Origin of the sequence: Nocardia sp. NPDC003269 (assembly GCF_042888005.1) — a bacterium.
GTDB lineage: Bacteria > Actinomycetota > Actinomycetes > Mycobacteriales > Mycobacteriaceae > Nocardia.
Genome location: NZ_JBIAPA010000001.1, coordinates 770,919 through 793,939, shown reverse-complemented (window position 1 = coordinate 793,939; position 23,021 = coordinate 770,919). Strand labels below are relative to the sequence as shown.

The window sequence follows — 23,021 nt, the reverse complement described above, 5'->3', positions numbered from 1 at the left end:
GCCGGGTGCCCCTTCTCGGTGTTCGGCTAGATTGTCGGTCTGAGTTCCCCCAGTGAGAGAGATTGGCCGCGCATGCTGACGTTCGCCGTGCTCGGTGAGATCCGTGCCTGGCGCGACGCGGTCGAGCTCGACCTCGGCTCCCGGCAGCAGCGGGCACTCCTGGCCGCCCTGCTGCTGCGCACCGGCCGCTCGGCCACCGTCGACGAACTGATCGACGACGTCTGGGGCGAGAACCCCACCGCCAGTGCCGTCGGCGCGCTGCGCAATCACATCCTGCATCTGCGCCGGATCCTCGAACCCGACCGGGCGGCCGGGGAGCCGCCGCGGGTGCTGGTCGCGCTCGGCGGTGGTTACGCGCTGCGGGTGCCCGCGGGCTGCGTGGACATCGAACAGGTCGACGACCTGATGGACTCGCCGCACACCGACCCCGCGGCGGCGGGCGACACCGTCGACGCCGCGCTGCGCTTGTGGACCGGCACCCCGCTGGCCGGGCTACCTGGCCCGTTCGCCGAGCGGCAGCGCGCCCATCTCGCCGACCGCAGGCTCGTGCTGCTGGAACAGCGCGCCGAACTCGACCTGCGCCGCGGTCGCTACGCCGAGGCCGTCGCCGACCTCACCCCGCTGTGCGCCGAGCATCCCCTGCGGGAGCGGCCGCGCGCGCTGCTGATGACCGCGCTCTACCACTCCGGCCGCCAGGCCGAGGCGCTGCGCGTCTACGCCGACACCCGTCGGGAACTCGTCGACCAGCTCGGTATCGAACCCGGCCGCGAGCTCGCCGACCTGCACCGGCGCATCCTGGCCGGTGAGCTGAGCGCGCCGCGCGAGCCGGTCGCGCCCGCCCGGCCGCAGGCGCCGCAGCGGGTCGCGCAGCTGCCCGCCGACGTCGTCGACTTCACCGGCCGCGCCGAGGTGGTCGACCGGCTCGCCGCCCGGCTCACCGCGACCGGGACCGGGGTGCCGGTCTGCGCGATCGGCGGCATGGGTGGGATCGGCAAGAGCGCGCTGGCCGTGCACGTGGCGCACCAGGTGCGCGAGCGGTTCCCCGACGGGCAGCTGCACGTCGACCTGCGCGGTTTCGCCGCGGACCGCGACGGCGGGGCCACCGCCGCCGACACGCTCGGCGACTTCCTGCGCGTCCTCGGCGTGCCGGAGGGTGAGCTGGCCGCGGGCGCCGCCGAACGTTCGGCGCAGTTCCGCAGCAGGCTGGCCGGGAAGCGGGTGCTCGTCGTCCTCGACAATGCCCGTTCCGTCGACCAGGTCGCGCCGCTGATTCCCGGGACACCCGGGTCGGCGGTGCTGGTCACCAGTCGCTCGGCACTGCCCGAGCTGCCGGGCACCACCGCGGTGCGGCTGGACGTGCTCACCGACGCCGAGGCGCACAGCCTGCTCGCCGGCATCGCGGGCGCCGACCGGATCGCGGCCGAACCCGAGGCTGTCGCCGCGGTGCTCGGCGCGTGCGGTGGCCTGCCGCTCGCGGTCCGCATCGTCGGGGCCCGGCTGGCCGCGCGTCCGGCGTGGACGGTGCGGATCGTGGCCGAGCGGCTGCGCGACACCGCCCAGCGGCTCAGCGTCCTGCGCACCGGCGAACTCGCCGTCGAGCTGGCCTTCCGGATCAGCTACGACCAGCTCGACACCGGGCACGCGCGCGCGTTCCGGATGCTCGCGGTGCCCGAGGTCGGCGAGATCTGCGTCGAGGGCGCCGCCGCCATCCTCGAGCTCGACATCGCCGCGGCCGAGCAGGTGTGCGAAGACCTCGTCGACCTGAACCTGCTCGAGACCACCGCGCCGGGCCGCTACACCTATCACGACCTGCTGCGCCTGTTCGCCAGGGAACTGCCGGTCACCGGCGCCGCCGACCCACCGCTGACCGCGCTGCGCAGGCTGCTCGACTTCTACCTCGCCACCGTGAAACACGCTGTCGCGATCTGCAATCCGGGGACCCGGCTGCCCGAGCACCTGCGCCCGACCGCGGCGCCCGGCGTGCGGTTCGCCGACGAGCACGCGGCCCAGGCGTGGCTGGCGGGCCAGCGGCACAACCTGGTCTCGCTGTATCGCCAGTGCGCGCAGGCGGGCGGCCCGATGCTGGCCCCCGCCGCCGATATCGCCTGGGCCACCGCCGAACTCATCGACGGCGGCGCGAACTGCATCGAGGTGGCGCGGGCGCTGGAGGAACTGCTCGACGCCGCGCTGTGCGCGGGGGACCGCTCGGTGGAGTGCCGGGTGCGGGTGGCGCTGGGCGCGCTGTTCGCCTACTCGCTCGGCGCGCTGCGTCAGGGCCGCGACCATCAGCGCATCGCGCTGTCGCTGGATCGCGGCACCATCAGCGACGCCAGGCTCACCGCGTTCGCCGCGCAGCTGCTGTCGTCCTCGACACGGCGCGGGACCGAAACGGCCGCGCCGCTGGCCCATTCGGCGCGCGCGATCCGGCTGGCCCGCCGGGTCGGTGACCGCGCGATCGAATGCGCGTGCCTGGTCCACGAGGTGAAGACCTACTCCGACGCGGGCGATTTCCCGGCCGCGCGCGAGCGCGCGATCACCGCGCGGGCGCTTGCCGCAGAGCTGGGCAACCGGTCGCTCGAGGTGATGGCGACGCACGAACTCGGGGTCACCCTGGTCTATCAGGGCGAGACGGCCGAGGGCGTGCGGCTGTGCGAGGAGGCGGTCGCGCTCGGCCGGGCGGGCGGGATCGAACTGCGGCTGGGCTGGGCGCTGTCGCGGCTGGCGCACGTGCTGTTGATGGCGGGCCGGGCCGCGGACGCCGAACCCGTCGTCGACGAGGCGATCCAGGTGCTGACCCGCGCGATCGGGCCGCTGACCAGGGCCAGGGTGCTCGTGCTCCAGGGCCTGATCAAGCAGGCCACCGGGAAGCCGGGGGAGGCCGAGGAGTCCTTCGTGGCCGCGGCGGAGGCGTTCGAGTCGATGCAGGACCCGCAGCTGACCCACGAGCGGCTCGACGCCGAGCTGGAGGCGCCGGTGCTTGCGCTGCTGCACGACCACCTCGCCGCGCTGCGCGCTCGTCGCGGCATCATCGCCGCGTCATAGCGGCATCATCGCCGGGCACGAAAAATCCTGGGACGCTGGCGAACACAACTGTTCACGCGATAGATTGCCCTATGTACCCGGTTGTCGCGCCAGCGCGCCGCGTCGTCGCCGGGGGGTCGGCGGTTCGGACCGGGACAACGAGAACGGGATGTCCGAACTGCTCCGGACATCCCGTTCTTCGTGCACGTCAGCTCAGTGGCCGGCTTCCTTCAGGCGGGTGAAGGACTCGTCGATGACCTTCTCGGCCTCGGCGCGGCCCAGCCACTCCGAACCCTGGACGAACTTGCCCGGCTCCAGGTCCTTGTAGCGCTCGAAGAAGTGCTTGATCGCCGACAGCTCGAACTCCGAGACGTCGGCCAGTTCCTGGATGTGGTCCCAGCGCGGGTCGCCCGCGGGCACGCACAGCACCTTGTCGTCGCCGCCTGCCTCGTCGGTCATGCGGTACACGCCGATCGGACGGGCTTCCACGATCACACCGGGGAAGACCGACTCGGGCAGCAGCACCAGCGCGTCCAGCGGATCGCCGTCCTCGCCGAGGGTGTTCTCGATGAAGCCGTAGTCGGCCGGGTAGCCCATGGAGGTGTACAGGTACCGGTCGAGCTTGACCCGGCCGCTCTCGTGATCGACCTCGTACTTGTTCCGAGAGCCCTTGGGGATCTCGATGGTGACGTCGAACTCCACGCCATCTCCTTGCTCGTTCGAGTGCTTCTCTGCCGAATCGCCAGATCGTTCTGGGGAACCGTTGCGCAACGAGGATAGTGTGGTGTGCTGGTACACCGGTGCGGCAGGCGGCTCAGCGCGCAGTCGAGGCGTGTCGGGCGGAACAGTCGAGGATCGGTGAGGCGTTGATGTCGAGGTTCGAGATCCCGGTCGGCCGGGTGGCTTGATGGATCAGCGCGGAACGGGTCATCCGCCCTACGGCACGGGTCATCCGCCCTATGGCAACGAAGCGCCGACCGTAGCGCTCGATCGCAACGCCGAGCAGCCGGGACCGAAGAGTGGGCGATCGTCGCTGTGGATCTGGCTGTCCGCGGTGGTCGTCGCGCTGCTGGTGATCGCGGGTGGGTTCGCGGCGATCGCGAAACCGTGGACCCCGGAGTTCCGGCACGGCGGGCTCACCGTGGCCCCGCCACCGGCCACCGAGCAGCCGATCGCCGAGGTCACCCCGGCCCGGTCGGACGCGCCCGCGCCGACGCCCGCCGGGATCTCCGCCGCGCTCGCGCCGGTCGTCGGCAGCCCCGATCTGGGTAGTTTCGCCGGTCAGGTGAGCGATCCGACCAGCGGTGCGGTGCTGTGGAGCCAGGACCCGGCCAAGGCGATGATCCCCTCCTCGACCGCGAAGGTCATGCTCGTCGCGGCCGCGCTGCTCACGCTGCCCGACGATCAGCGGGTGGCGACCAGGGTCCTCGCCGGCGCGCCGGGCGAGCTGGTGCTCGTCGGCGGCGGCGACCCGACGCTGACCACCAGGGCCGACGGCGGCTACTACACCGACGGCGCCCGGATCGCCGATCTGGCCGCGCGGATCAAGGCGACGGGCAGGCAGGTCACCGCGATCGTGGTCGACACCTCCGCCTATCGCGGGCCGACGATGGCCTCGGGCTGGGACCCGGTCGACATTCCGGAGGGCTCGATCACCCCGATCGAACCGATCATGCTCGACGGCGGCCGCTTCGATCCGTCGGCCGACTACTCGCCGCGCACCTCGACGCCCGCGCTGGACGCCGGGCGCGCGCTGGCCGCCGAACTCGGCGTCGACCCGGCCGCCGTGCGGGTCGGCCCGGCCGCGCAGAACGGTGCCGAGATCGCGAAGGTGGAATCGGCGCCGCTGCGAGTCCGGTTGCACGACATGATGATCCACTCCGACAACGTGCTCGCCGAGACGATCGGGCGGGAACTGGCGGTCGCGACCGGGCACGAGGCGTCCTTCGCCGGTGCCGTCGCCGCCACCACCGGGGCACTGACCAGCGCCGGATTCGATGTCGCCGGACTGCATCTGGCCGACAACAGCGGGCTGTCCGTCGACGACCGGGTGCCGCCGCGGCTGCTCGACTCCATCATCGCCACCGCCGCCGAGCCCACCGGTGACGCGGCAGTGGCACCGGCCGGAACCCAGGCCAGGCCCGAGAACGACCCGCGCGCAGCGGCTCTCGCGCCGCTGCTGGACGACCTGCCGGTCGCGGGCGGCACCGGGACGCTGGCGCCGCGCTTCGTCACCCAGAACCGCCAGGGCGCGGGCTGGGTGCGAGCCAAGACCGGAACTCTGAGTGTCGCCAGCGCGTTGGTCGGATATGTGCTCGACCGGGACGGCCGGGTACTGACCTTCGCGCTGATGTCCAACGATCGGTTGCCGGAGGTCAGCAGGCCCGCCCTCGACGCGGTGGCGGGCACCCTGCGCAACTGCGGATGCTCCTGAGAGCGGGTGGCGATGACCGACGACAAGACCGGGCGCACGACCTCCGGGTTCAGCGGCGCGGTGGACTGGCGGCTGGCCGCCCGCACCGGCGCCGTGCTCGCGCCCGCCGGGCCGCGGACCTCACGGCAGACCGCCGAACAGGTCGTCGCCGAGCTGGCCACCGCGTCGGTGCGGGCCGAAGGGCCGGTGCGTGAGGTCAGCGGACTGCTCGACGACCGGCCGGTGCCCGAGGCCAGGATCGTCGACCGGCCCGGCTGGATCGGCGCCGCCGCCGAGTCGATGGCCGTGCTCACCGGCACCGAGGCCGTCTCGACGACCGGCAAGCTCGTCGGCAAGCCCGCCGGCTTGCAGGCTGGGACCATGCTGGCGTTCCTGTCGACCGCGATCCTGGGTCAGTACGACCCGTTCACCGGCGAGGACGGCACGCTGCTGCTGGTCGCGCCCAATATCCTCAGCGTGGAGCGGGCGCTCGGGGTCGACCCGTCCGACTTCCGGCTCTGGGTCTGCCTGCACGAGGTGACCCACCGGGTGCAGTTCTCCTCGGCCCCGTGGCTGGCCGACTACATGCGCGCCAATGTCGACATCCTCAGCGAGGTCGGCGAGGAGCCGATGAGCGAGATGCTGAGCCGGTTGCTCGCCGAGGTGCGCTCGCGCCGCGACGGCGACACCGCCGACGACCCGAACAGCCGCGGCGTCGTCGGCCTGCTGCGCGCCGCCCAGGCACCGCCGCAGCGCGAGGCGCTGGACCGGCTGCTCATGCTCGGCACGCTGCTGGAAGGCCACGCCGACCACGTCATGGACGCCGTCGGACCGGCCGTCGTCCCGACGGTCGCCGATATCCGGCGTGCCTTCGACCAGCGCAGGAAGAAGCCGACCAACCCGGTGCAGCGGTTGCTGCGCGCGCTGCTCGGCGTGGACGCGAAGGTCGCGCAGTACGTGCGCGGCAAGAAGTTCGTGGACGCCGTAGTCGAACGGGTGGGCGTCGCGGAGTTCAACACGGTGTGGACGAACGCGGAGACCCTGCCCCGCCTCGACGAGGTGGATGATCCGGGCCGCTGGATCACCCGCGTGCTGTGACTGTTCCGCCTCTCGGGGATGCGCGTGCCGCTGAGGTTTCGTCGGCGGCCGGCGGTGCTCGATGACGGGTCAGGTGCGGCTTCCGGAGACTCCCGCTGTGCTGGCGGTGCGGCGGGGTGTGCGGGAGTGGGTCGCGGCGCGCGGTGGGCCGATGCCGGTGGTGGTCGGGCTCTCCGGGGGCGCCGATTCGCTGGCGCTGGTCGCGGCCGCTGTCGTTGAGGCTGAAGACGTGACCGCGATCGTCGTGGATCACCGGTTGCAGGACGGGTCGGGGGAGGTGGCCGGGCGGGCGGCCGAGCAGGCGAGGGCGCTGGGGTGTGTGGCTGCCGAGGTGGTCGCGGTCGAGGTCGGGCGCGGCGGCGGGGTCGAGGCGGCGGCGCGAGCGGCCAGGTACGCGGCGCTGGAATCGGTGCGCGGGGAGCGGCCGGTGCTGCTCGGGCACACCCTCGACGACCAGGCCGAGACCGTCTTGCTCGGGCTGGCCCGTGGGTCGGGCGGGCGTTCGATTCAGGGCATGGCGGCGTGGAACGAGCCGTGGGGGCGGCCGTTGCTGGCGGTGCGGCGGGCGCAGACGCGACAGATGTGTGTCGACCTCGGGATCGAACCGTGGGAGGACCCGCACAACCTCGACCCGGCCTACACCCGGGTGCGGGTGCGCACCGAAGTCCTGCCGCTGCTCGAGGACGTGCTCGGCGGCGGAGTAGCCCAGGCGCTGGCCCGCACGGCCGACCAGCTGCGCGCCGACGGCGATGTCCTCGACGTGCTCACCGCCGACCTGCTGCGCGCGGCCACCGTGGGCGAGGGTGGCCCCGGCGACAGTGATCGACCCGCGCTGTCGATCGAGATCCTGGCCACTGCGGCCCCGGCGCTGCGTCGCCGGACGATCCGGGCCTGGCTCGCCGACCAGGGCATCGGCGGCGTGCTGAACGCACATTTACAGGCGATCGACGAACTCGTGAGCAACTGGCGCGGGCAGGGTGGGGTGGCCGTGGCCGGGGGCAGCAGGGACCACAGGTTGGTCGTGACGCGCGCGCATGGCACGCTGACGGTACGCGCGCAGCCGCGAAACGATGCCACATAATGGATCGGCCCGGTCGGGATCGACACCACTGAAGGGAAACCCACTTCCGTGTACGGAGACGACATCGCATCGGTGCTGATCACCGAAGACGAGATCAAAGCCAAGATCGAAGAGCTGGCCGAGATCGTCGCCAAGCGATACCCGCCGGATTCCCCCGAGGGCGACCTCCTGCTGGTCTGCGTGCTCAAGGGCGCGATCTTCTTCATGACCGACTTCGCCAGGGCGCTGCCGATTCCCACTCAGCTCGAGTTCATGGCCGTGTCGTCCTATGGTTCGTCCACCTCGTCCTCGGGCGTCGTGCGCATCATGAAGGACCTGGACAAGGACATCGCGGGCCGCAATGTGCTGATCGTCGAGGACATCATCGACTCCGGCCTGACCCTGTCCTGGCTCAAGCGCAACCTGTCCACCCGCAACCCGGCCTCGCTGGAAGTGGTGACCCTGTTGCGCAAGCCCGACGCGCTGCGCACCCCGGTCGACGTCGCGCACGTGGGCTTCGACATCCCGAACGAGTTCGTCGTCGGCTACGGCCTCGACTACGCCGAGCGCTACCGCGACCTGCCGTTCATCGGCACGCTGGACCCGAAGGTCTACTCCTAGTCCGCCGGTCCGAAGGCACGCAGCACCGACTCGACCAGGGCGTCGGCGAAGGCCGCGTCCAGCGGGCCGGAGCGTGGTAGCCAGCGCTGGGTGATCGGTCCGTAGAGCAGGTCGACGACCAGATCCAGGTCGGCGTCCGCGCGCAGCTGCCCGGCGCGCTGTGCCGCGGCCAGCCGCCGGACCTTGGCCGCGTGCACCGGCTGTTCCAGCTTCTCGCGGTAGAGCGCGGCCAGCGCCGGGTCGTTGATGACCTCGGTGAGCACCGCCCGGATCGGCGCGTCGAACGCGGGATCGGCGAATTCGGCGACCGTCGCGCGCAGCACCGTCTTCAGGTCGGCCGCGAGGTCGCCGGTGTCCGGCAGTTCGATGCCGCCGCCGTCGGGGTCCTCGCTCTGCGCGAGCAGGGCGTCGAAGACCACCGCGCCCTTGGACGGCCACCACCGGTAGATGGTCTGCTTGCCGACCCCGGCGCGTGCGGCGATGGCCTCGATGGTCAGCTTCGCGTAGGCGGTCTCGCCGACGAGTTCGCGGGTCGCGTTCAGGATCGCCGATCGGGACCGTTCGCTGCGACGGGCGCTGTCCGGGGTTCGTGCCATGGGGTGAGTCTAGCCCGAAAATAAAACGAGACGTTTCGTCTTGACAATCGCTCGATCATGGCCCATCCTCGTATTCAGCAAGCGAGACGAACCGTCTCGTCGCACGTGAAGGAGACGCACATGACCCGCGCAGACAACGAAGCCCGCACCTGGTTCATCACCGGCGCCTCGCGGGGGCTCGGCCGGGCGTTCGCCGAGGCCGCTCTCGCGGCCGGTGATCGGGTCGTCGGCGTCGCCCGTGACGTCACCCCGCTCGACGATCTGGTCACCGCCGCCGACGGGCGACTGGTCACCTTCGCGCTCGACGTCGCCGATCGCACGGCGGTCTTCGCCGGGGTGCGGCGGGCGTACGACGCGTTCGGGCGGCTCGACGTCGTCGTCAACAACGCGGGCGGGGTGGTGCTCGGCATGCTCGAGGAACTCACCGAGCGGCAAGCCCGCGACCACCTGGATGTCAACTTCTTCGGCGCGCTGTGGGTGAGCCAGGCGGTGGTGCCGCTGCTGCGCGAGCAGGGCTCCGGGCACATCCTCCAGGTGTCGTCCATGGGGTCGGCGGGCGGCTTCGCGGCCACCGGCGTCTACAGCGCGGGCAAGGCCGCTCTCGACGCGATGACCGAGGCGCTGGCCATGGAGGTGGAACGGTTCGGCATCGCCGTCACCATCGTGCAGCCCGGCGGCTACGAGACCGGCCTGTTCACCACCGGTCTCACCATGACCGAGCAGAACCCGGCCTACGCCCCGGTGCGGGCCTGGCTCGAGGAGATGTGGAGCGAGTCGAAGGACGCCGATCCGGCCTCGGCCGCCGCCGTCGTCGTCCGCTTGGTGGACATGGCCGAGCCGCCGAAGCGGATCATCCTGGGCGACGCGGCCTTCGACATGGTCGCCGACCTCGGCGCGGCCCGCACCGCGGAGCTCGCGAAGTGGGAGGAGCTCAGCCGTCAGGCGGGCTGAGGCCGGGTGCCGACCACCCGCAGCAGGGCGCGGATATCGCCCTCGATGACGCGGAACAGCGCGTAGGAACCGGCGAAACCCAGCGCCCCGCCCACGCAGATCGCGCGGAGCGGGGTGGTGGTCGTCAGCAGGTCCGGGATGGGCAGGAAGGTCGCGCTCCCGATGGCGAGCAGCGGAATCGACGCGGCCGTCATCAGATAGCGGTGACATCGCGTGATCAGGCCCGTCAGTGCCGCGCCGTCGGCGCGGAAGTCCTGTCCGTGGTGCACGAAGAGCGGATAGACACAGCGCGTGAGGTAGAGCGTGATCAGGAAGAACGGGTAGGTCGTCGCGATGGCCGCGCTGATCGCCGCCGCGATGAGGAAGTGCACCGCCGTGCGCAGCGTCAGGCTGCCCGCCAGCGCGATCGTGGCGGCGAAGACGACGGCCGCCGACAGCCACAGCACGACGGCCACCACCACGGCCTGGTTGCCGAACCGCAGGGAGTCGCGACGGGCGCGATCGAGCGCACCGGGTGAGCAGCGCAGGCCCGCGCGGAGCCGCCGGGGCACGATCAGCAGGCGCCGGGCCAGGTAGATCAGGGTCGCGGCGCCCGCGGAGAAGAAGAGCACGTTCGTCACGCCAGCGACCGTCAGCAGGGTTTCCCTGGTGGCCGGGTCGAGCCGGTCGACGATCAGCGCGGTGTTCAGCTGGGCGTTGTAGATCGCGGCCAGCAGATTGGGGATCGTGATCGACAGCGCCAGGATCGCGAACAGGTACGGCCGCAGCCGGATGCGCCAGCTGTTCGGTGGTGGGTCGACGAGGTCGCGGGCGTGCGGGTCAAGGCAGAGATCGAACTGCGCGGCGAGGACACCGGCGTCGGGCCAGCGGTCCGCGCGGTCGGCGGCCAGGCAGGTCAGCAGGACCCGGCGCAGCGCGGCCGGGCAGTCGGTGGGCAGCTGGGCGAGCGCGGCGGCGGTGACGCCGTCGTCGCGGCGTTCCAGGGCGGCGTCCAGGGCGATCTCCGGGCGCAGTTCGTCGAGGGGGACGGTGGTGTCGTCGAAGGGTTTCGCCCCGGTGAGCAGTTCCCAGAGCAGGACGCCGAGGGAGTAGATATCTGCGCGGGTGTCGAGGTCGGCGGCGGTGCGCTCGTAGCCGGGGTGGCAGGCCTCGAGCTGCTCGGGCGACATGTACGACAGCGAGCCGCCGAAGTACGAGACGGGATTGGGGTCGGTCGAGCGGCTGAAGCTGATGTTGAAGTCGGCCAGCTTGGGCACGCCCTCGGCGGTGAGCAGGACGTTGGCGGGTTTGACGTCGCGGTGCAGCACGCCGTTGCCCGCCGCGTGGTGCAGGGCGGCGGCGAGCCTGCTGCCGAGCCAGGCGACGGTCTCCGGCCAGCTGAGCCGGGCCAGCTGGGCGCGCACGGCCGAGTCGGTCGGGCGGATCTCGCCCTTCTCCTCCATGGCCGCGTCGACGGCGTCGAGCAGCAGCCCGCTGGTGCGCTCGGCGGGCGGGGTGGCGCGGACCCAGCGCAGGACGTCGAGCAGCGTGCCGCCGGGCAGGAACTGCATGTACAGCAGCCGCAATCGGGGGGAGCCGTCGGCGGGATCGTCGAGCACCTGCTGGTCGAAGACGCGCACGATGTAGTCGTGGTCGAGCTGGGCCAGCGTCTGCGGCTCGCTGCCGCTGTCGGCGGAGATCTTCACCGCGACCAGTCGCTGCATCGAGCGTTGCCGGGCCAGGAAGACGCGCGCGAACGCGCCCGCGCCGAGTTCGGTGAGCAACTCGAAGTCACCGATCCTGGTACCGACCGCGATCCGGTCGAGTCCACGCCGATCGGTCGGATGCGCCGCGCCGGTGCGGTCGAGTGCGGGCCTGGTCGCCTCGGCGGTGCGTGTGGAGCTCACGCCGGGGGTACGGGCGCGAGCGGCGGGTGGTTCATCGCGATGTCGGCGGACCCGCGCGCGGATAGCCGGACCCGGTCACCCGCAGCAGTGCCCGGATATCGGATTCGATGATCCGGAACAGCACATAGGAGCCGACGAAACCGATCAGCCCGCCCACACAGATCGTGCGCAGCGGGGCGAGCGTGGTCAGCAGGTCCGGAACCGGCAGGAAGGTCGCGCTCGCGACGACCAGCAGCGGAATCGACGCCGCGACCACCAGGTACCGGCGGCACCACGCGGCCAGGGCCGTCAGCGAGCCGCCGTCGCCGCGGAAGTCCTGGCCGTGGTGCAGGAACATCGGATAGACGCAGCGCAGCAGATACAGGGTGATCAGGAAGAACGGGTACGTCATGGCGACGGCGGCGCAGATCGCGGACACCAGCAGCAGGTGCACGACCGTGCGGACCGGCAGCACGCCGTCCGCGACCCCGATGGTGATCGCGTAGATCACTCCCGCGACGACCCACAGCACGAACACCACCGCGACCGCCAGGTGCCCGAGCCGCAGGCAGTCCTGTCTGGCCCGCTCGAGGGCACGGGGCGAACAGCGCCGGCCCGCGCGGAGCCGATGCGGGATGGTCAGCAGCCGACGGCCCAGGTAGATCAGGGTGGCGCCGCCCGCGGAGAAGAAGAGCAGATTGGTGAGGTCGGAGACCTCGCGCTGGGTGGCGCGGGTGCCGGGGTCGAGCCTGCTGTGCAGCAGCGCGGTGTTCAGCTGCCGCTGGTAGTAGGCGGCCAGCACGTTCGGGATCGCGATCGAGAGCGCCAGAATGGGGAACAGGTACGGCCGCAGGCGGATGCGCCAGCTGGTCGGTGGCGGGTCGACGAGGTCGCGGGCGTGCGGGTCCAGGCACAGGTCGAACTGCGCGGCCAGGATCGCGCCGTCGGCCCACCGGTCGGCGCGGTCGGGGGCCAGGCAGGTCAGCAGGATGCGGCGCAGCGCGGCGGGGCAGTCGGCGGGCACCTGGTCGACGGCCGTCGCGGTGGCGCCCGCGGCGCGGCGTTCCAGGGCGGCGTCCAGGGCGATCTCCGGGTGCAGGTCGTCGTCGGGGACGGTGGTGTCGTCGAAGGGTTTCGCGCCGGTGAGCAGTTCCCACAGGAGCACGCCGAGGGAGTAGATGTCGGCGCGGGTGTCCAGGTCGGCGGCGGTGCGGTCGTAGCCCGGATGACAGGCCTCGAGCTGCTCCGGGGACATGTAGGCCAGCGAGCCGCCGAAATAGGACACCGGGCTGGTGTCGGTCGAGCGGCTGAAGCTGATGTTGAAGTCGGCCAGCTTGGGCACACCCTCGGCGGTCAGCAGGACATTGGCCGGTTTGACGTCGCGGTGCAGCACACCGTTGCCCGCCGCGTGCTGCAAGGCCGACGCCAGCCTGCTGCCCAGCCAGGCCACGGTCTCCGGCCAGCTCAGCCCGGCGAGCTCGGCGCGCACGGCCGAGTCGGTCGGGCGGATCTCGCCCTTCTCCTTCATGGCCGCGTCGACGGCGTCGAGCAGCAACCGGCTGGTGCGCTCGGCGGGCGGGGTGGCGCGGACCCAGCGCAGCACGTCGAGCAGCGTGCCGCCGGGCAGGAACTGCATGTAGAGCATGCGCAGCCGGGGTGAGCCGTCGAGTATCTGCTGGTCGAAGACGCGCACGATGTAGTCGTGGTCGAGCTGGGCCAGGGTCTGCGGTTCGGTGCCGGTGTCGGCGGAGATCTTCACCGCGACCAGTCGCTGCATCGAGCGCTGCCTGGCCAGGAAGACCCGGGCGAAGGCGCCGGTGCCGAGTTCGGTGAGCAGCTCGAAGTCACCGATCCGCGCGCCGACCTCGATCCGGTCGAGGCCACGCCGGTCGGCCGGGTACGCGGTCTCGGGCGCGGGCCGGGTCGCCTCGGTCGTGCGTGTCGAGCTCACCTCAGGTGGTACGGCCGCGCACCGGCGCGGGGTTCATCGCACCGGTCAGCTGACGACCCGCTCCAGGGCGGCCAGGTCGGCCTCGAGCTGACGGAACAGCAGGTACGAGCCGACGAAGGCGATGATGCCGCCGACGCACAGGACCCGGACGGCCACGATCACCTGCGGGATGTCGGTGGGTGGCAGGAAGGTCACGCCGGCCACCGCCAGCAGCGGGATCGACGCGGCCACCGCCAGGTACCAGGTGCTGCGGCGGCTGAGCGCGCGCAGCCAGACGGCGTCGTCGGTGCTGATCTCGCCGTGTCGCAGGAAGATCGGGTAGATGCAGCGGACCAGGTAGAAGGTGACCAGGAAGAACGGGTAGGCGACCGCGATCGCGCCGCAGACCAGCAGCGAGGCCAGGAAGTGGATGACCGCGTGCATGGGGACGTCCCCGGAGGCCAGTTGCAGGGCGATCGGGAAGGTGACCCCGGACAACGCCCACAGCGAGAACGCGACGATCACCGCGCGGTCGCCCAGGCGCAGGGTGTCGTGTCTGGTGCGGCGCAGCGTCGCCGGGTCGTAGCGTTTGCCGTGGCGCATGCCCCGTGGCACCGAGAGCACGAACCGGGCCAGGTAGATGAGCAGGACGGTGCCGGCGGGGAAGAACACGAGGTTCACCCCGGCCGTGATCACCACGAACGATTGTTGCGCCGACTCGCTGAGTCTGCTCACCACCAGCGTCTGGTTGTGCACGATGTTGTACCAGGAGGCGAGGGCGTTCGGGATGCCGATGGCGACCACCATCACCAGCAGCGGCAGCCTGCGCAGCACCATTCGCCAGCTGTTGGGCGGTGGGTCGACCAGATCGCGGGCGCGCTCGTCGAGGCACAGGTCGAACTGCTTGGCCAGCACCGCGCCGTCGGGCCAGCGCCGGGAGCGGTCGGGTTCCAGGCAGGTCAGCAGGACCCGGCGCAGGGCGGCCGGGCAGTTCGCCGGCACCCGGTCCAGCGCGGCCTGATCGACACCGCCGGTGCGGCGTTCCAGCATGGCCTCGAGGGTGGTCTCGTCGCCGCCGCCCGCCGCCTCGGCGGTGCTGTCGTCGAAGGGCTTCGCGCCGGTCAGCAGTTCCCACAGGACCACGCCGAGGGAGTAGATGTCGGCGCGGGTGTCCAGGTCGGCGGCGCTGCGGCCGAGCCCGGGATGGCAGGCCTCCAGCTGCTCGGGCGACATGTACGACAGCGAGCCGCCGAAGTACGAGACCGGGCTGGTACCGGCGACCGTGCGGCTGAAGCTGATGTTGAAGTCGGCCAGCTTGGGCACGCCCTCGGCGGTCAGCAGGACATTGGCGGGCTTGACGTCGCGGTGCAGCACGCCGTGCGCGGCCGCGTAGTCGAGGGCCTCGGCGAGTCGCCTGCCCAGCCAGGCCACGGTCTCCGGCCAGCTCAGCTCGGCCAGTTCGGCACGCACGCTCGAGTCGGTCGGGCGGATCTCGCCCTTCTCCTCCATCGCCGCGTCCACGGCGTCGAGCAGCAGCTTGCCGCTGCGCTCCTCGGGCGGGGTCGCGCGGACCCAGCGCAGCAGGCCGAGCAGGGTGCCGCCGGGCAGGAACTGCATGTAGAGCAGGCGCAGGCGGCGGGCCGCGGACGGCGCCGCGTCGGTGTCGAGCAGCTGCTGGTCGAACACGCGCACGATGTAGTCGTGGTCGAGCTGGGCCAGCGTCTGCGGCTCGGTGCCGCGGTCGGCGGAGATCTTCACCGCGACCAGCCGCTGCATCGAGGTCTGCCGAGCCAGGAAGACCCGCGCGAACGCGCCGGACCCGAGCCCGGTCAGCAGCTCGAAATCGCCGATCCGCTGCCCGATCTCGATCCGGTCCAGCGGCGCGAACGCGCCGGGCCCGGACGCGTCGGCGGTTGCCGCGGCGGTTGCCGCAGCGGTCGCTGTCGCGGTGAGGTCGAGCTCGGGCGTGGTCACCTGGGTAGTACGACGTGACGTGGGCGGATGGTTCACCGTTGGGTCGGGATCGTCGGTGCGGTGGGTGCTCTGTTCGAGCTCGTCGGTGTTGAGCAGGCCGCGCAGACTCGACGCCTGATCCGGGTATTCGCGCAGGCAGTCGCGGGGGTCGACGCGCTCGCCGCTGTGCCTGCGGATGACGAATTCCTCGAACACCAGCCCGGCGGGCAGCGTGGTGCGCGCGAGTTCGGGGAACTCCGCGCAGTAGTCGGCCAGGCGCTTGCGGGCAACGGTCTCGCCCGCGTGCTGCAGCCACCGGTGCCGCAGATCGACGCGGATCAGCTCGTGCAGCGCCTGCCTGCGCAGGGTCTGCGCATCGGGCAGGAACTCGGACATATCAGGCGGCTGACCGGTGGCTCCCCAGGCTTCGGCGAACGCGTCGACCATGTTCGCGCGCACGTTTGTACCCGGACCGGCGCTCGTGTCGGGTCCGTCACCGCTTCCGGTGTTATCGCTCATCCAAACCGACCTAAGGTTCGCGTGGAGCGTGACCGAAATTCCTTCCGCCACACCCGACACCATCGGCCCCCGAGCCGTACCCGAATGATACTTTGCGCCTCGAGAGCAGATCACCCGAATTTCGACGACCATGCGACGGGGGCGAATCCGCACATGCACGATGACCTCACAGCGGTAGCATGGGAGTCCGTCGACGACGACGGCGTGACGGACGCTGAGGTGGCGATGAACTCTTCCCACCCACCCGCCGACGAGTACCCCATCGGCGGCCCGGCGGCGGCGCTGGCCGCCCGGGTACGCGCGGGCACGATCGCGCCCGTCGACGTGGTGACCGAGGCACTGACCCGCATCTCCTCGGAGAATCGCAAGATCAACGCGTTCACCGTCGTGCGCGCCGAGCAGGCGCGCGCCGAGGCCCGCGAGCTGACCGCCCGCGACGAGCTGGACGAGCTGCCGCTGGCCGGGGTGCCGGTCGCGGTGAAACAGAACATCGAGGTCGCAGGCGTGCCGACCAGGACGGGTTCCGCCGCCACCTCGGCCGAGCCGGCGTCCGCCGATCATCCGGTGGTGGCCAGGCTGCGGGCCGCGGGCGCGATCGTGGTCGGGGTGACCGCGATGCCCGAGCTCGGCCTCTGGGCGACGACCGACGAGGACGGCACCGTCACCCGCAATCCGCGCGATGTCGGCCGGTCGGCCGGTGGGTCCTCGGGCGGGGCGGCCGCCGCGGTCGCGGCCGGGCTGGTGCCGATCGCGCACGGCAACGACGGGCTCGGTTCGATCCGGGTGCCCGCCGCGGCGTGCGGTGTCTTCGGGATCAAGCCGGGTCGACAGGTGGTGCCCGCCGAGATCGGCGCCGACTCCTGGGGTGGCATGGCCGAGAACGGCGTGCTCGCGACGACCGTGTCGGACGCGGCGCTGGCGCTGTCGGTGCTGGCGGACCGGTCGGATCTGGCCGAGCTACGCGCGCCACAGCGACTACGCGTCGGACTTGCCGTGGCTCCGCCGTCGCGACTGGTCCGGGTGGATCGACACTGGACGGCGGCAGCGCGTACCGCGGGTGCGCGCGCGGCGGCGGCCGGTCACCTGGTGGAACCGGTCGAACTTCCCTACGGCGACGTGGCGCTGCTGATGCTGCTGCGCTGGCCGAGCGTGAGCCTGGCCGACGCGGCCCGGCTACCGCACCCCGAGCTGTTGCAGCGCCGCACCAAGCGGCATCTGGCGCTGGGCAGGCTGATCCGGCGGCTGCGGCTGGTGCGCCCGGATCAGGTCGACCGGACCGAGGCCCGGCTGGTCGACTTCTTCGAGAACTTCGACGTGGTGATCACCCCCACGCTCGCGGCGCCGCCGCCCAAGGCCAGGAAGTGGAGCGGGCGCGGCTGGACCTCGAACGTGCTGGCCTCGGCGCGCTACGCGCCGTTCACCGGCATCTGGAATCTGGTCGGCTGGCCCGCCGCGTCGGTGCCGATGGGCACCCATCCCGAGGCGCACACCCCGCTCGCGGCACAGCTGGCCGGTCCGCCCGGCAGCGAGGCCACCTTGCTCGGCCTCGCCGCCCAACTGGAACTGTCGAACTAGACCGCGATCGGCTGCGGCTGCTGCTGGGGTTCGGAGAAGCCACCGTCGACGGCGCGCCCGGCGAACTCCAGGATGGTCGGCCGGGTGTCGTCGGCGCGCCACGCCACCGCCAGCTCACACGGGGTGAGGCCGGCGACCGGACGCGCGGTCAGGCCGGGCCAGCGGTACATCGGGACGTTGTTCTCGGCGAGCAGGCACACGCCCAGGCCCAGGCTCACGGCCTCGAGCTTGTCCTCGGGGGTGGCCGCCTCGGCGCCGATCTTGGCCGCGCGGCCGCCGCGGGCGTCGTTGCCGAGCCAGAAGTCACGGACCGCGCCCGCCTCGGTCGGCAGGGCGACGAACGGCTCGTCGAGCAGATCGGCGAACTCGATCGTCTCCTGCTCGGCGAGCGGGTGGTTCTCGGGGAGCAGCACCCAGCGCGGCTCGGTGCGCAGCACCTGCCAGCGGTAGCGGTTGGGGTCGGGCAGCGGCAGCCACACCAGGGCCAGGTCGGCCTGTCGGCCCGCCAGGCCGCTGGACGGGTCGTTCCAGGAGGCGGCGTGCAGGGCCAGGCGGTGGCCGCTGGCGCTCTCCAGGTCGTTGAGCAGGCCGCGGCCGAGGGCCGACTGAATGCCCACGCGCAGCACTTCACCGGCTTCCTGCAGGGAGACGTTGGTCACCTCCCACAGCTCCAGGATCTTGCGGGCGCCTTCGAGCAGTTCCTTACCGGCGACGGTCAGGGCGACACTGCGCTGGTTGCGGTCGAACAGGACCACGTCGAGCTGGCGTTCGAGCTGGCGGATCTGGCGTGAGAGCGTCGGCTGAGCGATGTGCAGCCGCTGGGCGGCGTTGGTGAAATGCAGTTCCTCAGCGACGGCGACGAAATACCGCAGATCGCGCAAATGCGGGTCCATAGCACCTTGCTATCAGAATCGGTCGGGAAATTCCAGCCAAAACGGGCAAGGAAGTTCGCGTAAGTGGATCAAAACAGTCACCAGGTTGGTATCGCACAGCATATGGCCTGACATGGTGCGCTGCATCATTGAGGCGTCATTTGTGGACAAGCACCGGGCGACGACCGGTGGATGTGTGACTGCTGGGCGGTTGACCAGCGGAAATGCGTCCGGGCTCACACGATTCGGTGGGGTGTGGCGTGCGCCCCGGCGACGCCGTCGGGCGATGAAACAGACCGCTGACCACTGTCCGTGCGGGAAACCCTGCGATGCAGTGAGTTTCGTCACAAACAGGTTTCGGTGGGCGGAATCCGGCCGTGCGCGCGGTGCGCGCACGGCCGGATTCGCCGCCTCAGCTCACGCGGCGGGCGGTGCTCATCGACCGCTCTTGAGCCGCCAGACCGCGGGGAGGTCGATGCGGCGGATGCCGCGCGCACCGGCGGCCCGCATCGCGCCCACCGCGATGACCAGCTTGTTCATGTCGTACGGGTACCAGAACAGTTCCTTGCCCATGGTGGGCAGCTTCGGCTTGGTCATCGCCTGCGCGCGGCAGTACTTGCGCAGGCCCGCCGCCCCGCCCCAGCGCGCGCCGACGCCGGACAGGCCCCAGCCGCCCATCGGCATCGCCGGGTTGAACAGGTTCGAGAACACGTCGTTGATGTTGACCGCGCCCGCGTTCAGCTGCCGGGCCACGCGTTCGCCGCGCGCCTTGTCGCCGGTCCACACCGACGCCGACAGGCCGTAGATCGAATCGTTGGCCAGCCGGATCGCCTCGGCCTCGTCAGCCACCTTCATCACCGGCAGCGTCGGGCCGAAGGTCTCCTCGGCGACGCACGACATCGAATGGTCGACATCGACGAGCACGGTCGGCTCGAAGAACGTGCCGACCCCGGTGCGCTTGCCGCCGGTGGTCGCCCGCGCGCCCGCCGCGATCGCCTCGTCGACATGGCGCTGCACGATCCGCACCTGGTTCTCGTTGGCCAGCGCGCCCACGTCGTTCTTCGATTCGCGCCCGTCCTCGCCCTGGCGCAGGGCGGCCACGGCGGCGGTCAGCTTGGTGACGAACTCGTCGTAGACCGGCGCCTCCACGTAGACCCGCTCGACCGAGATGCAGACCTGCCCGGCGTTGAACATGCCGCCGAAGGCGATGCCGTGCGCGGCGCGATCGATGTCGGCGTCGGCCAGCACGATCGCCGGATCCTTGCCGCCGAGTTCGAGGCTGTAGGGCACCATCCGCTCCGCGCAGGCGGTCGCGATCTTGCGGCCGGTCGCGGTGGAGCCGGTGAACTGGATGTAGTCGGCGTTCTCGACGACGGCCGCGCCGGTCGCGCCCGCGCCGGTGACCACCTTGAACACCGGCGGCGCGCCGATCTCGGCCCAGCCGCGGGCCAGCTCGACCGCCGACAGTGGGGTCACCTCCGACGGCTTGAGGATCACCGCGGCGCCGGCCGCCAGCGCGGGGAACACGTCGATCGCGGGCATCGCGAGCGGGAAGTTCCACGGCGTGATCACGCCGACGACCGGGTACGGCCGGTAGGCGACGGTCAGCGACTTCACCCGGGCCAGCGGGCTGTGCGGGGAGGGATGCTCGTCGGCGAGGAACTTGCCCGCCCTGCGCGCGTAGTAGCCGAGCAGATCCACGGCGAAGGCCGGATCGATGAGCGCGTCGACGCGCGGCTTGGCGGTCTCGGACTGCAGGACCGCGGCCAGATGCTCGGTGTTGTCGATCATCCAGTCCTGCATCTTCAGCAGCCACTTCTTGCGGCCCTCGGGGCCGATCGCCTCCCATTCGGGCTGGTAGAGGCGCAGTTCCCGGACCGCGGCCGCCACGTCGTCCGGCGCGACGATCGGCACCGAGCCGGTCTGTACGCCGGTCGCCGGATTGTGTACCGCGATCACCTGGGCATCGGCCGCGGCGGTCTGGTCGAGTTCGGTCACTGTCGTGCTCCCCACTGCGTTGTGTGAATCAGTTCACCAACTATCAGCCTGGCACAATGAGAGCGCGGATTCTTGGCCGTTCACGTCAACGAAATCGGGATTTTTGGTGTCTGGAGAACAAATCAGCGAACAGGTGCGCGGCTGGTTCGCCGAGTTCGTGTTCGATCTGCTGCGCACACAGTCGATGGACCGGATCCTGGCCCGGCTCGACGCGGCCGTGCTGGCCGGGTCACCCGAGCTCGACGACCCCGATCTGCGCCGTGACCTGGCCGCCAGCACCCGCGCGCACGCCAGGGTGGTCCTCGGCGGCCTCGCCACCGACAGCGACGACCTCGTCCTGCCCGAGGAGGCGCACGTCCTCGCCAGGACGATCGCCCGCCGCGGCCTCGATATCCGGGTCCTGCTGCGCGCCTACCAGGCGGGCTTCGCCGAGACGCTCGCGGTGATGACCGAGACCGTCGACGAGGGGCAGGTGCCGCCGGATCTGGAACGGGCGGTCATGTTGCGCCTGTTCGACCGCACGGCCACCTGGATGGGCCTGTCGATCGAGCAGCTCACCGGCACCTTCATGGCCGAGCGCGAGCGGGTGCTGCGCGATGCCCTCAACACCCGCACCGAGCTGGTGCGGGCGCTGCTGGCGGGCACGGCGGTCGACGTCGACCAGGCCGCGATCGTCCTCGGCTACCGGCTCGCGCAACGTCATCTGGCGTTCCTGCTCTGGACCGGCGACGCGGCGGGCGAGGAACCCGGCGGCCTGCTCGACCGCACCGCGACCAGGATCGCCACCGCGCTCGGCGCCACCGGCCTGCTCACCGTCGCGGCCAGCGCCAGCGGGCTGTGGGCCTGGGCGGCGATCGAGGACGACGCCGAGCTCGCCGAGCGGATCGCGCGCTGCGAGGTGGTGGCGCCGGTGCGGGTGGCGTTCGGGCTGCCCGGCGCGCACGTCGACGGGTTCGTCGCCAGTCATCGGGAGGCCGTCGCGGCGCGCCGGGTCGCCGAACGTGGCACGGGCGCGGTCACCAGTTACCGCGAGGTCGAGATCGCCTATCTGGCCGGGATCGACACGGCCGCGATGCGTGGGCTCATCGCCCGCGAACTGCGCGGGCTCACCGGAACCGATCCGGTCGCGACGCGGCTACGCGCGACCCTGCACGCCTACCTGCGCGCGCAGCGCAGCCCGGAGGAAGCCGCGCGCACGCTCGGCGTGCACAAGAACACGGTGCGCTACCGGATCACCCGGGTGGAGGAGATCCTCGGACACCCGGTGTCCGAGCGCGCGCTCGCGCTGGAGGTGGCGCTGGATTGCGTCGCCGCCTACGGGGTCTCCTGAACCGCGCCGTCCCTGGCCGCGATCCGGCGCAGCGGCGGTTCGGTGGGCGGCGGGACCCGGCGATCGGGTAGTTCGGCGAGCAGCGTCGTCGTGGCCGCGGCGATGGCCGCGACGGCCTTGTCGACCGCGGGTTTGGTGGTGCTGCTCAGCCCGGAGATGCCGCCGACTTTGCGCACGTATTGCAAGGCGGCAGCGTAGATCTCCTGCTCGGTGGCGGCAGGCTCCAGACCACGCAAGACGGTGATATTTCTACACATGTCAGAACCATAGACCTGTGTGGCAGGTCACGGCAGGCCAAGAAAGGAGATTCGCTCCTAGGCCCAGGACGGCACCCGCCGCACTAGACTCGGCCGCATGCCTGCCAGGGGAGTACCAGCGCTGACCACCTTTCCCTACCCGGAACTGGACGGCCGCGAGGAAGACCACTGGTCCGGAGCCGGTGTGAGCGACGATGAACTTCGCGCGCTGGCGCTCGGCGCCTTCTACTCCACCCGCTGGGACGCCTTCCACGACGCGATGCTGCTCGGTCCCGAGCGCGAGCACCCGCTGGGCGATCGCCGCGAACTCGCCATCGACACCCTCACCGGCGCGTGGGGCATCACCGACGGCACCGAGGCGCGCGCGTCGATGGAACAGCTCCTCGAGGGCATGCACGCCCCGCTCTACTCGCTGGTGCACCCGCTGGTGATGGCCTCGATCAACGCCAGCGAGCGCGACCGCTTCGGCGAGCGCGCCGACCGGCACCGCGCCTTCCTCCGTCAGGTCGGTTCGTTCCGCGGCATGGACAACCCCGAGGCCCTGGTCCGCGACTACGACATCTGGGCCCAGGCCATCAAGATCGGTTTCACCGACCACCTGGCCCGCCCGCTGCCCAACGACATCTCCGCCTGGGACCTGGCCCGCGTCGTCGCGGTCGCCCGGATGGCGTTCACCGCCGGCTACATCGATGCCGATGTCGCGTGGGAGTACTGCATGCGCGCGCTCGCGCCCGCCCAGCGCCGCTACCGCAACTGGCGGCAGTTCGGCGACGCCTACCTCGCCGGCTGGACCTACTGGCAGGCCACCGAGGACCTCGCCGAGCTCAAGAACGGCGGCGTCGACCGCCGGATGGAACTGCTACGGCTGTGGACCCGCCCGACCAGCCCGTGGCGCCGGATCGAGCTGAACGAGCCCGAGCAGAAGACCGAAACCGAAGCGGCCGAACCGAACTGAACGTTCG

Annotated in this window: 17 protein-coding genes; 9 read left to right on the top strand and 8 right to left on the bottom strand. The window is 71.4% G+C overall.

The features are described from left to right. Positions 1–72 precede the first annotated feature (72 nt). Entirely contained in the window at positions 73–3,042 is a 2,970-nt protein-coding gene (locus ACFYWJ_RS03620; protein WP_355280849.1) for a BTAD domain-containing putative transcriptional regulator, read from the top strand. A gap of 192 nt (positions 3,043–3,234) precedes the next feature. Here ACFYWJ_RS03620 and ACFYWJ_RS03615 read toward each other — a convergent pair whose 3' ends face one another. Next, complete coding sequence (locus ACFYWJ_RS03615) at positions 3,235–3,723, bottom strand: inorganic diphosphatase (protein ID WP_355280848.1); 489 nt, start codon at positions 3,721–3,723, stop codon at positions 3,235–3,237. Between the two features lie 205 nt (positions 3,724–3,928). On the opposite strand from ACFYWJ_RS03615, the gene dacB reads away from it, so the two are divergent. From dacB to hpt, 4 genes are all read left to right on the top strand, one after another. Further along, positions 3,929–5,455 (top strand): D-alanyl-D-alanine carboxypeptidase/D-alanyl-D-alanine-endopeptidase, encoded by a 1,527-nt coding sequence (gene dacB, locus ACFYWJ_RS03610; RefSeq protein ID WP_355280846.1) that lies wholly within the window; start codon positions 3,929–3,931, stop codon positions 5,453–5,455. A 12-nt stretch (positions 5,456–5,467) separates the two neighbouring features. Next, positions 5,468–6,532 (top strand): zinc-dependent metalloprotease, encoded by a 1,065-nt coding sequence (locus tag ACFYWJ_RS03605; protein ID WP_355280845.1) that lies wholly within the window; start codon positions 5,468–5,470, stop codon positions 6,530–6,532. A gap of 61 nt (positions 6,533–6,593) precedes the next feature. Further along, positions 6,594–7,613 carry a tRNA lysidine(34) synthetase TilS gene (gene tilS / locus ACFYWJ_RS03600; RefSeq protein WP_355280843.1) on the top strand — a complete coding sequence of 340 codons (1,020 nt, stop codon included), beginning with the start codon at positions 6,594–6,596 and terminating at the stop codon, positions 7,611–7,613. 48 nt (positions 7,614–7,661) lie between these two features. Continuing rightward, on the top strand, positions 7,662–8,213 hold the full coding sequence (gene hpt, locus ACFYWJ_RS03595; protein WP_218720732.1) for a hypoxanthine phosphoribosyltransferase: 552 nt from the start codon (positions 7,662–7,664) through the stop codon (positions 8,211–8,213). Here the strand turns inward: hpt and ACFYWJ_RS03590 are convergent. Continuing rightward, positions 8,210–8,809 carry a TetR/AcrR family transcriptional regulator gene (locus ACFYWJ_RS03590; protein ID WP_355280841.1) on the bottom strand — a complete coding sequence of 200 codons (600 nt, stop codon included), beginning with the start codon at positions 8,807–8,809 and terminating at the stop codon, positions 8,210–8,212. The genes hpt and ACFYWJ_RS03590 overlap by 4 nt on opposite strands. A gap of 120 nt (positions 8,810–8,929) precedes the next feature. Between ACFYWJ_RS03590 and ACFYWJ_RS03585 the strand changes: the two genes are divergently transcribed. After that, entirely contained in the window at positions 8,930–9,760 is an 831-nt protein-coding gene (locus ACFYWJ_RS03585; protein ID WP_355280839.1) for an SDR family NAD(P)-dependent oxidoreductase, read from the top strand. Here the strand turns inward: ACFYWJ_RS03585 and ACFYWJ_RS03580 are convergent. From ACFYWJ_RS03580 to ACFYWJ_RS03570, 3 genes are read right to left on the bottom strand one after another with little or no spacing between them, the layout of a single operon-like run. Further along, positions 9,748–11,646, bottom strand: a complete 1,899-nt coding sequence (locus ACFYWJ_RS03580) for a serine/threonine-protein kinase (RefSeq protein WP_355280837.1) — start codon at positions 11,644–11,646, stop codon at positions 9,748–9,750. The two genes, ACFYWJ_RS03585 and ACFYWJ_RS03580, sit on opposite strands and share 13 nt — an antisense overlap. Positions 11,647–11,677: 31 nt before the next feature. After that, entirely contained in the window at positions 11,678–13,576 is a 1,899-nt protein-coding gene (locus ACFYWJ_RS03575; protein ID WP_355280835.1) for a serine/threonine-protein kinase, read from the bottom strand. A gap of 45 nt (positions 13,577–13,621) precedes the next feature. After that, positions 13,622–16,027, bottom strand: a complete 2,406-nt coding sequence (locus ACFYWJ_RS03570; protein ID WP_355280833.1) for a serine/threonine-protein kinase — start codon at positions 16,025–16,027, stop codon at positions 13,622–13,624. Positions 16,028–16,252: 225 nt separating this feature from the next. On the opposite strand from ACFYWJ_RS03570, the gene ACFYWJ_RS03565 reads away from it, so the two are divergent. Further along, entirely contained in the window at positions 16,253–17,602 is a 1,350-nt protein-coding gene (locus ACFYWJ_RS03565; protein ID WP_355280831.1) for an amidase family protein, read from the top strand. Here ACFYWJ_RS03565 and ACFYWJ_RS03560 read toward each other — a convergent pair. Together ACFYWJ_RS03560 and ACFYWJ_RS03555 are read right to left on the bottom strand one after the other, a co-directional pair. Further along, positions 17,599–18,495 (bottom strand): LysR substrate-binding domain-containing protein, encoded by an 897-nt coding sequence (locus tag ACFYWJ_RS03560; protein WP_355280830.1) that lies wholly within the window; start codon positions 18,493–18,495, stop codon positions 17,599–17,601. The genes ACFYWJ_RS03565 and ACFYWJ_RS03560 overlap by 4 nt on opposite strands. Before the next feature lie 414 nt (positions 18,496–18,909). Further along, positions 18,910–20,472, bottom strand: a complete 1,563-nt coding sequence (locus ACFYWJ_RS03555; RefSeq protein WP_355270658.1) for an aldehyde dehydrogenase family protein — start codon at positions 20,470–20,472, stop codon at positions 18,910–18,912. Positions 20,473–20,578: 106 nt separating this feature from the next. On the opposite strand from ACFYWJ_RS03555, the gene ACFYWJ_RS03550 reads away from it, so the two are divergent. Further along, positions 20,579–21,802 carry a helix-turn-helix domain-containing protein gene (locus tag ACFYWJ_RS03550; RefSeq protein ID WP_355270659.1) on the top strand — a complete coding sequence of 408 codons (1,224 nt, stop codon included), beginning with the start codon at positions 20,579–20,581 and terminating at the stop codon, positions 21,800–21,802. Here ACFYWJ_RS03550 and ACFYWJ_RS03545 read toward each other — a convergent pair. Next, on the bottom strand, positions 21,787–22,059 hold the full coding sequence (locus ACFYWJ_RS03545; RefSeq protein ID WP_189029638.1) for a DUF2277 domain-containing protein: 273 nt from the start codon (positions 22,057–22,059) through the stop codon (positions 21,787–21,789). The two genes, ACFYWJ_RS03550 and ACFYWJ_RS03545, sit on opposite strands and share 16 nt — an antisense overlap. Positions 22,060–22,156: 97 nt before the next feature. Here ACFYWJ_RS03545 and ACFYWJ_RS03540 point away from each other — a divergent pair, with 97 nt between their 5' ends. Beyond that, positions 22,157–23,014, top strand: coding sequence for a DUF1266 domain-containing protein (locus ACFYWJ_RS03540; protein ID WP_355270661.1), 858 nt, complete (start codon positions 22,157–22,159; stop codon positions 23,012–23,014). The last annotated feature ends 7 nt before the right edge of the window (positions 23,015–23,021 follow it).

Excerpts from the sequence above, each read along its gene's own strand:
- ACFYWJ_RS03620 (WP_355280849.1), top strand. The coding sequence starts at position 73 with ATGCTGACGTTCGCCGTGCTCGGTGAGATCCGTGCCTGGCGCGACGCG.
- dacB (WP_355280846.1), top strand. The coding sequence starts at position 3,929 with ATGGATCAGCGCGGAACGGGTCATCCGCCCTACGGCACGGGTCATCCG.
- ACFYWJ_RS03605 (WP_355280845.1), top strand. The coding sequence starts at position 5,468 with ATGACCGACGACAAGACCGGGCGCACGACCTCCGGGTTCAGCGGCGCG.
- tilS (WP_355280843.1), top strand. The coding sequence starts at position 6,594 with ATGACGGGTCAGGTGCGGCTTCCGGAGACTCCCGCTGTGCTGGCGGTG.
- ACFYWJ_RS03590 (WP_355280841.1), bottom strand. The coding sequence starts at position 8,809 with ATGGCACGAACCCCGGACAGCGCCCGTCGCAGCGAACGGTCCCGATCG.
- ACFYWJ_RS03585 (WP_355280839.1), top strand. The coding sequence starts at position 8,930 with ATGACCCGCGCAGACAACGAAGCCCGCACCTGGTTCATCACCGGCGCC.
- ACFYWJ_RS03570 (WP_355280833.1), bottom strand. The coding sequence starts at position 16,027 with ATGAGCGATAACACCGGAAGCGGTGACGGACCCGACACGAGCGCCGGT.
- ACFYWJ_RS03565 (WP_355280831.1), top strand. The coding sequence starts at position 16,253 with ATGAACTCTTCCCACCCACCCGCCGACGAGTACCCCATCGGCGGCCCG.
- ACFYWJ_RS03560 (WP_355280830.1), bottom strand. The coding sequence starts at position 18,495 with ATGGACCCGCATTTGCGCGATCTGCGGTATTTCGTCGCCGTCGCTGAG.
- ACFYWJ_RS03545 (WP_189029638.1), bottom strand. The coding sequence starts at position 22,059 with ATGTGTAGAAATATCACCGTCTTGCGTGGTCTGGAGCCTGCCGCCACC.
- ACFYWJ_RS03540 (WP_355270661.1), top strand. The coding sequence starts at position 22,157 with ATGCCTGCCAGGGGAGTACCAGCGCTGACCACCTTTCCCTACCCGGAA.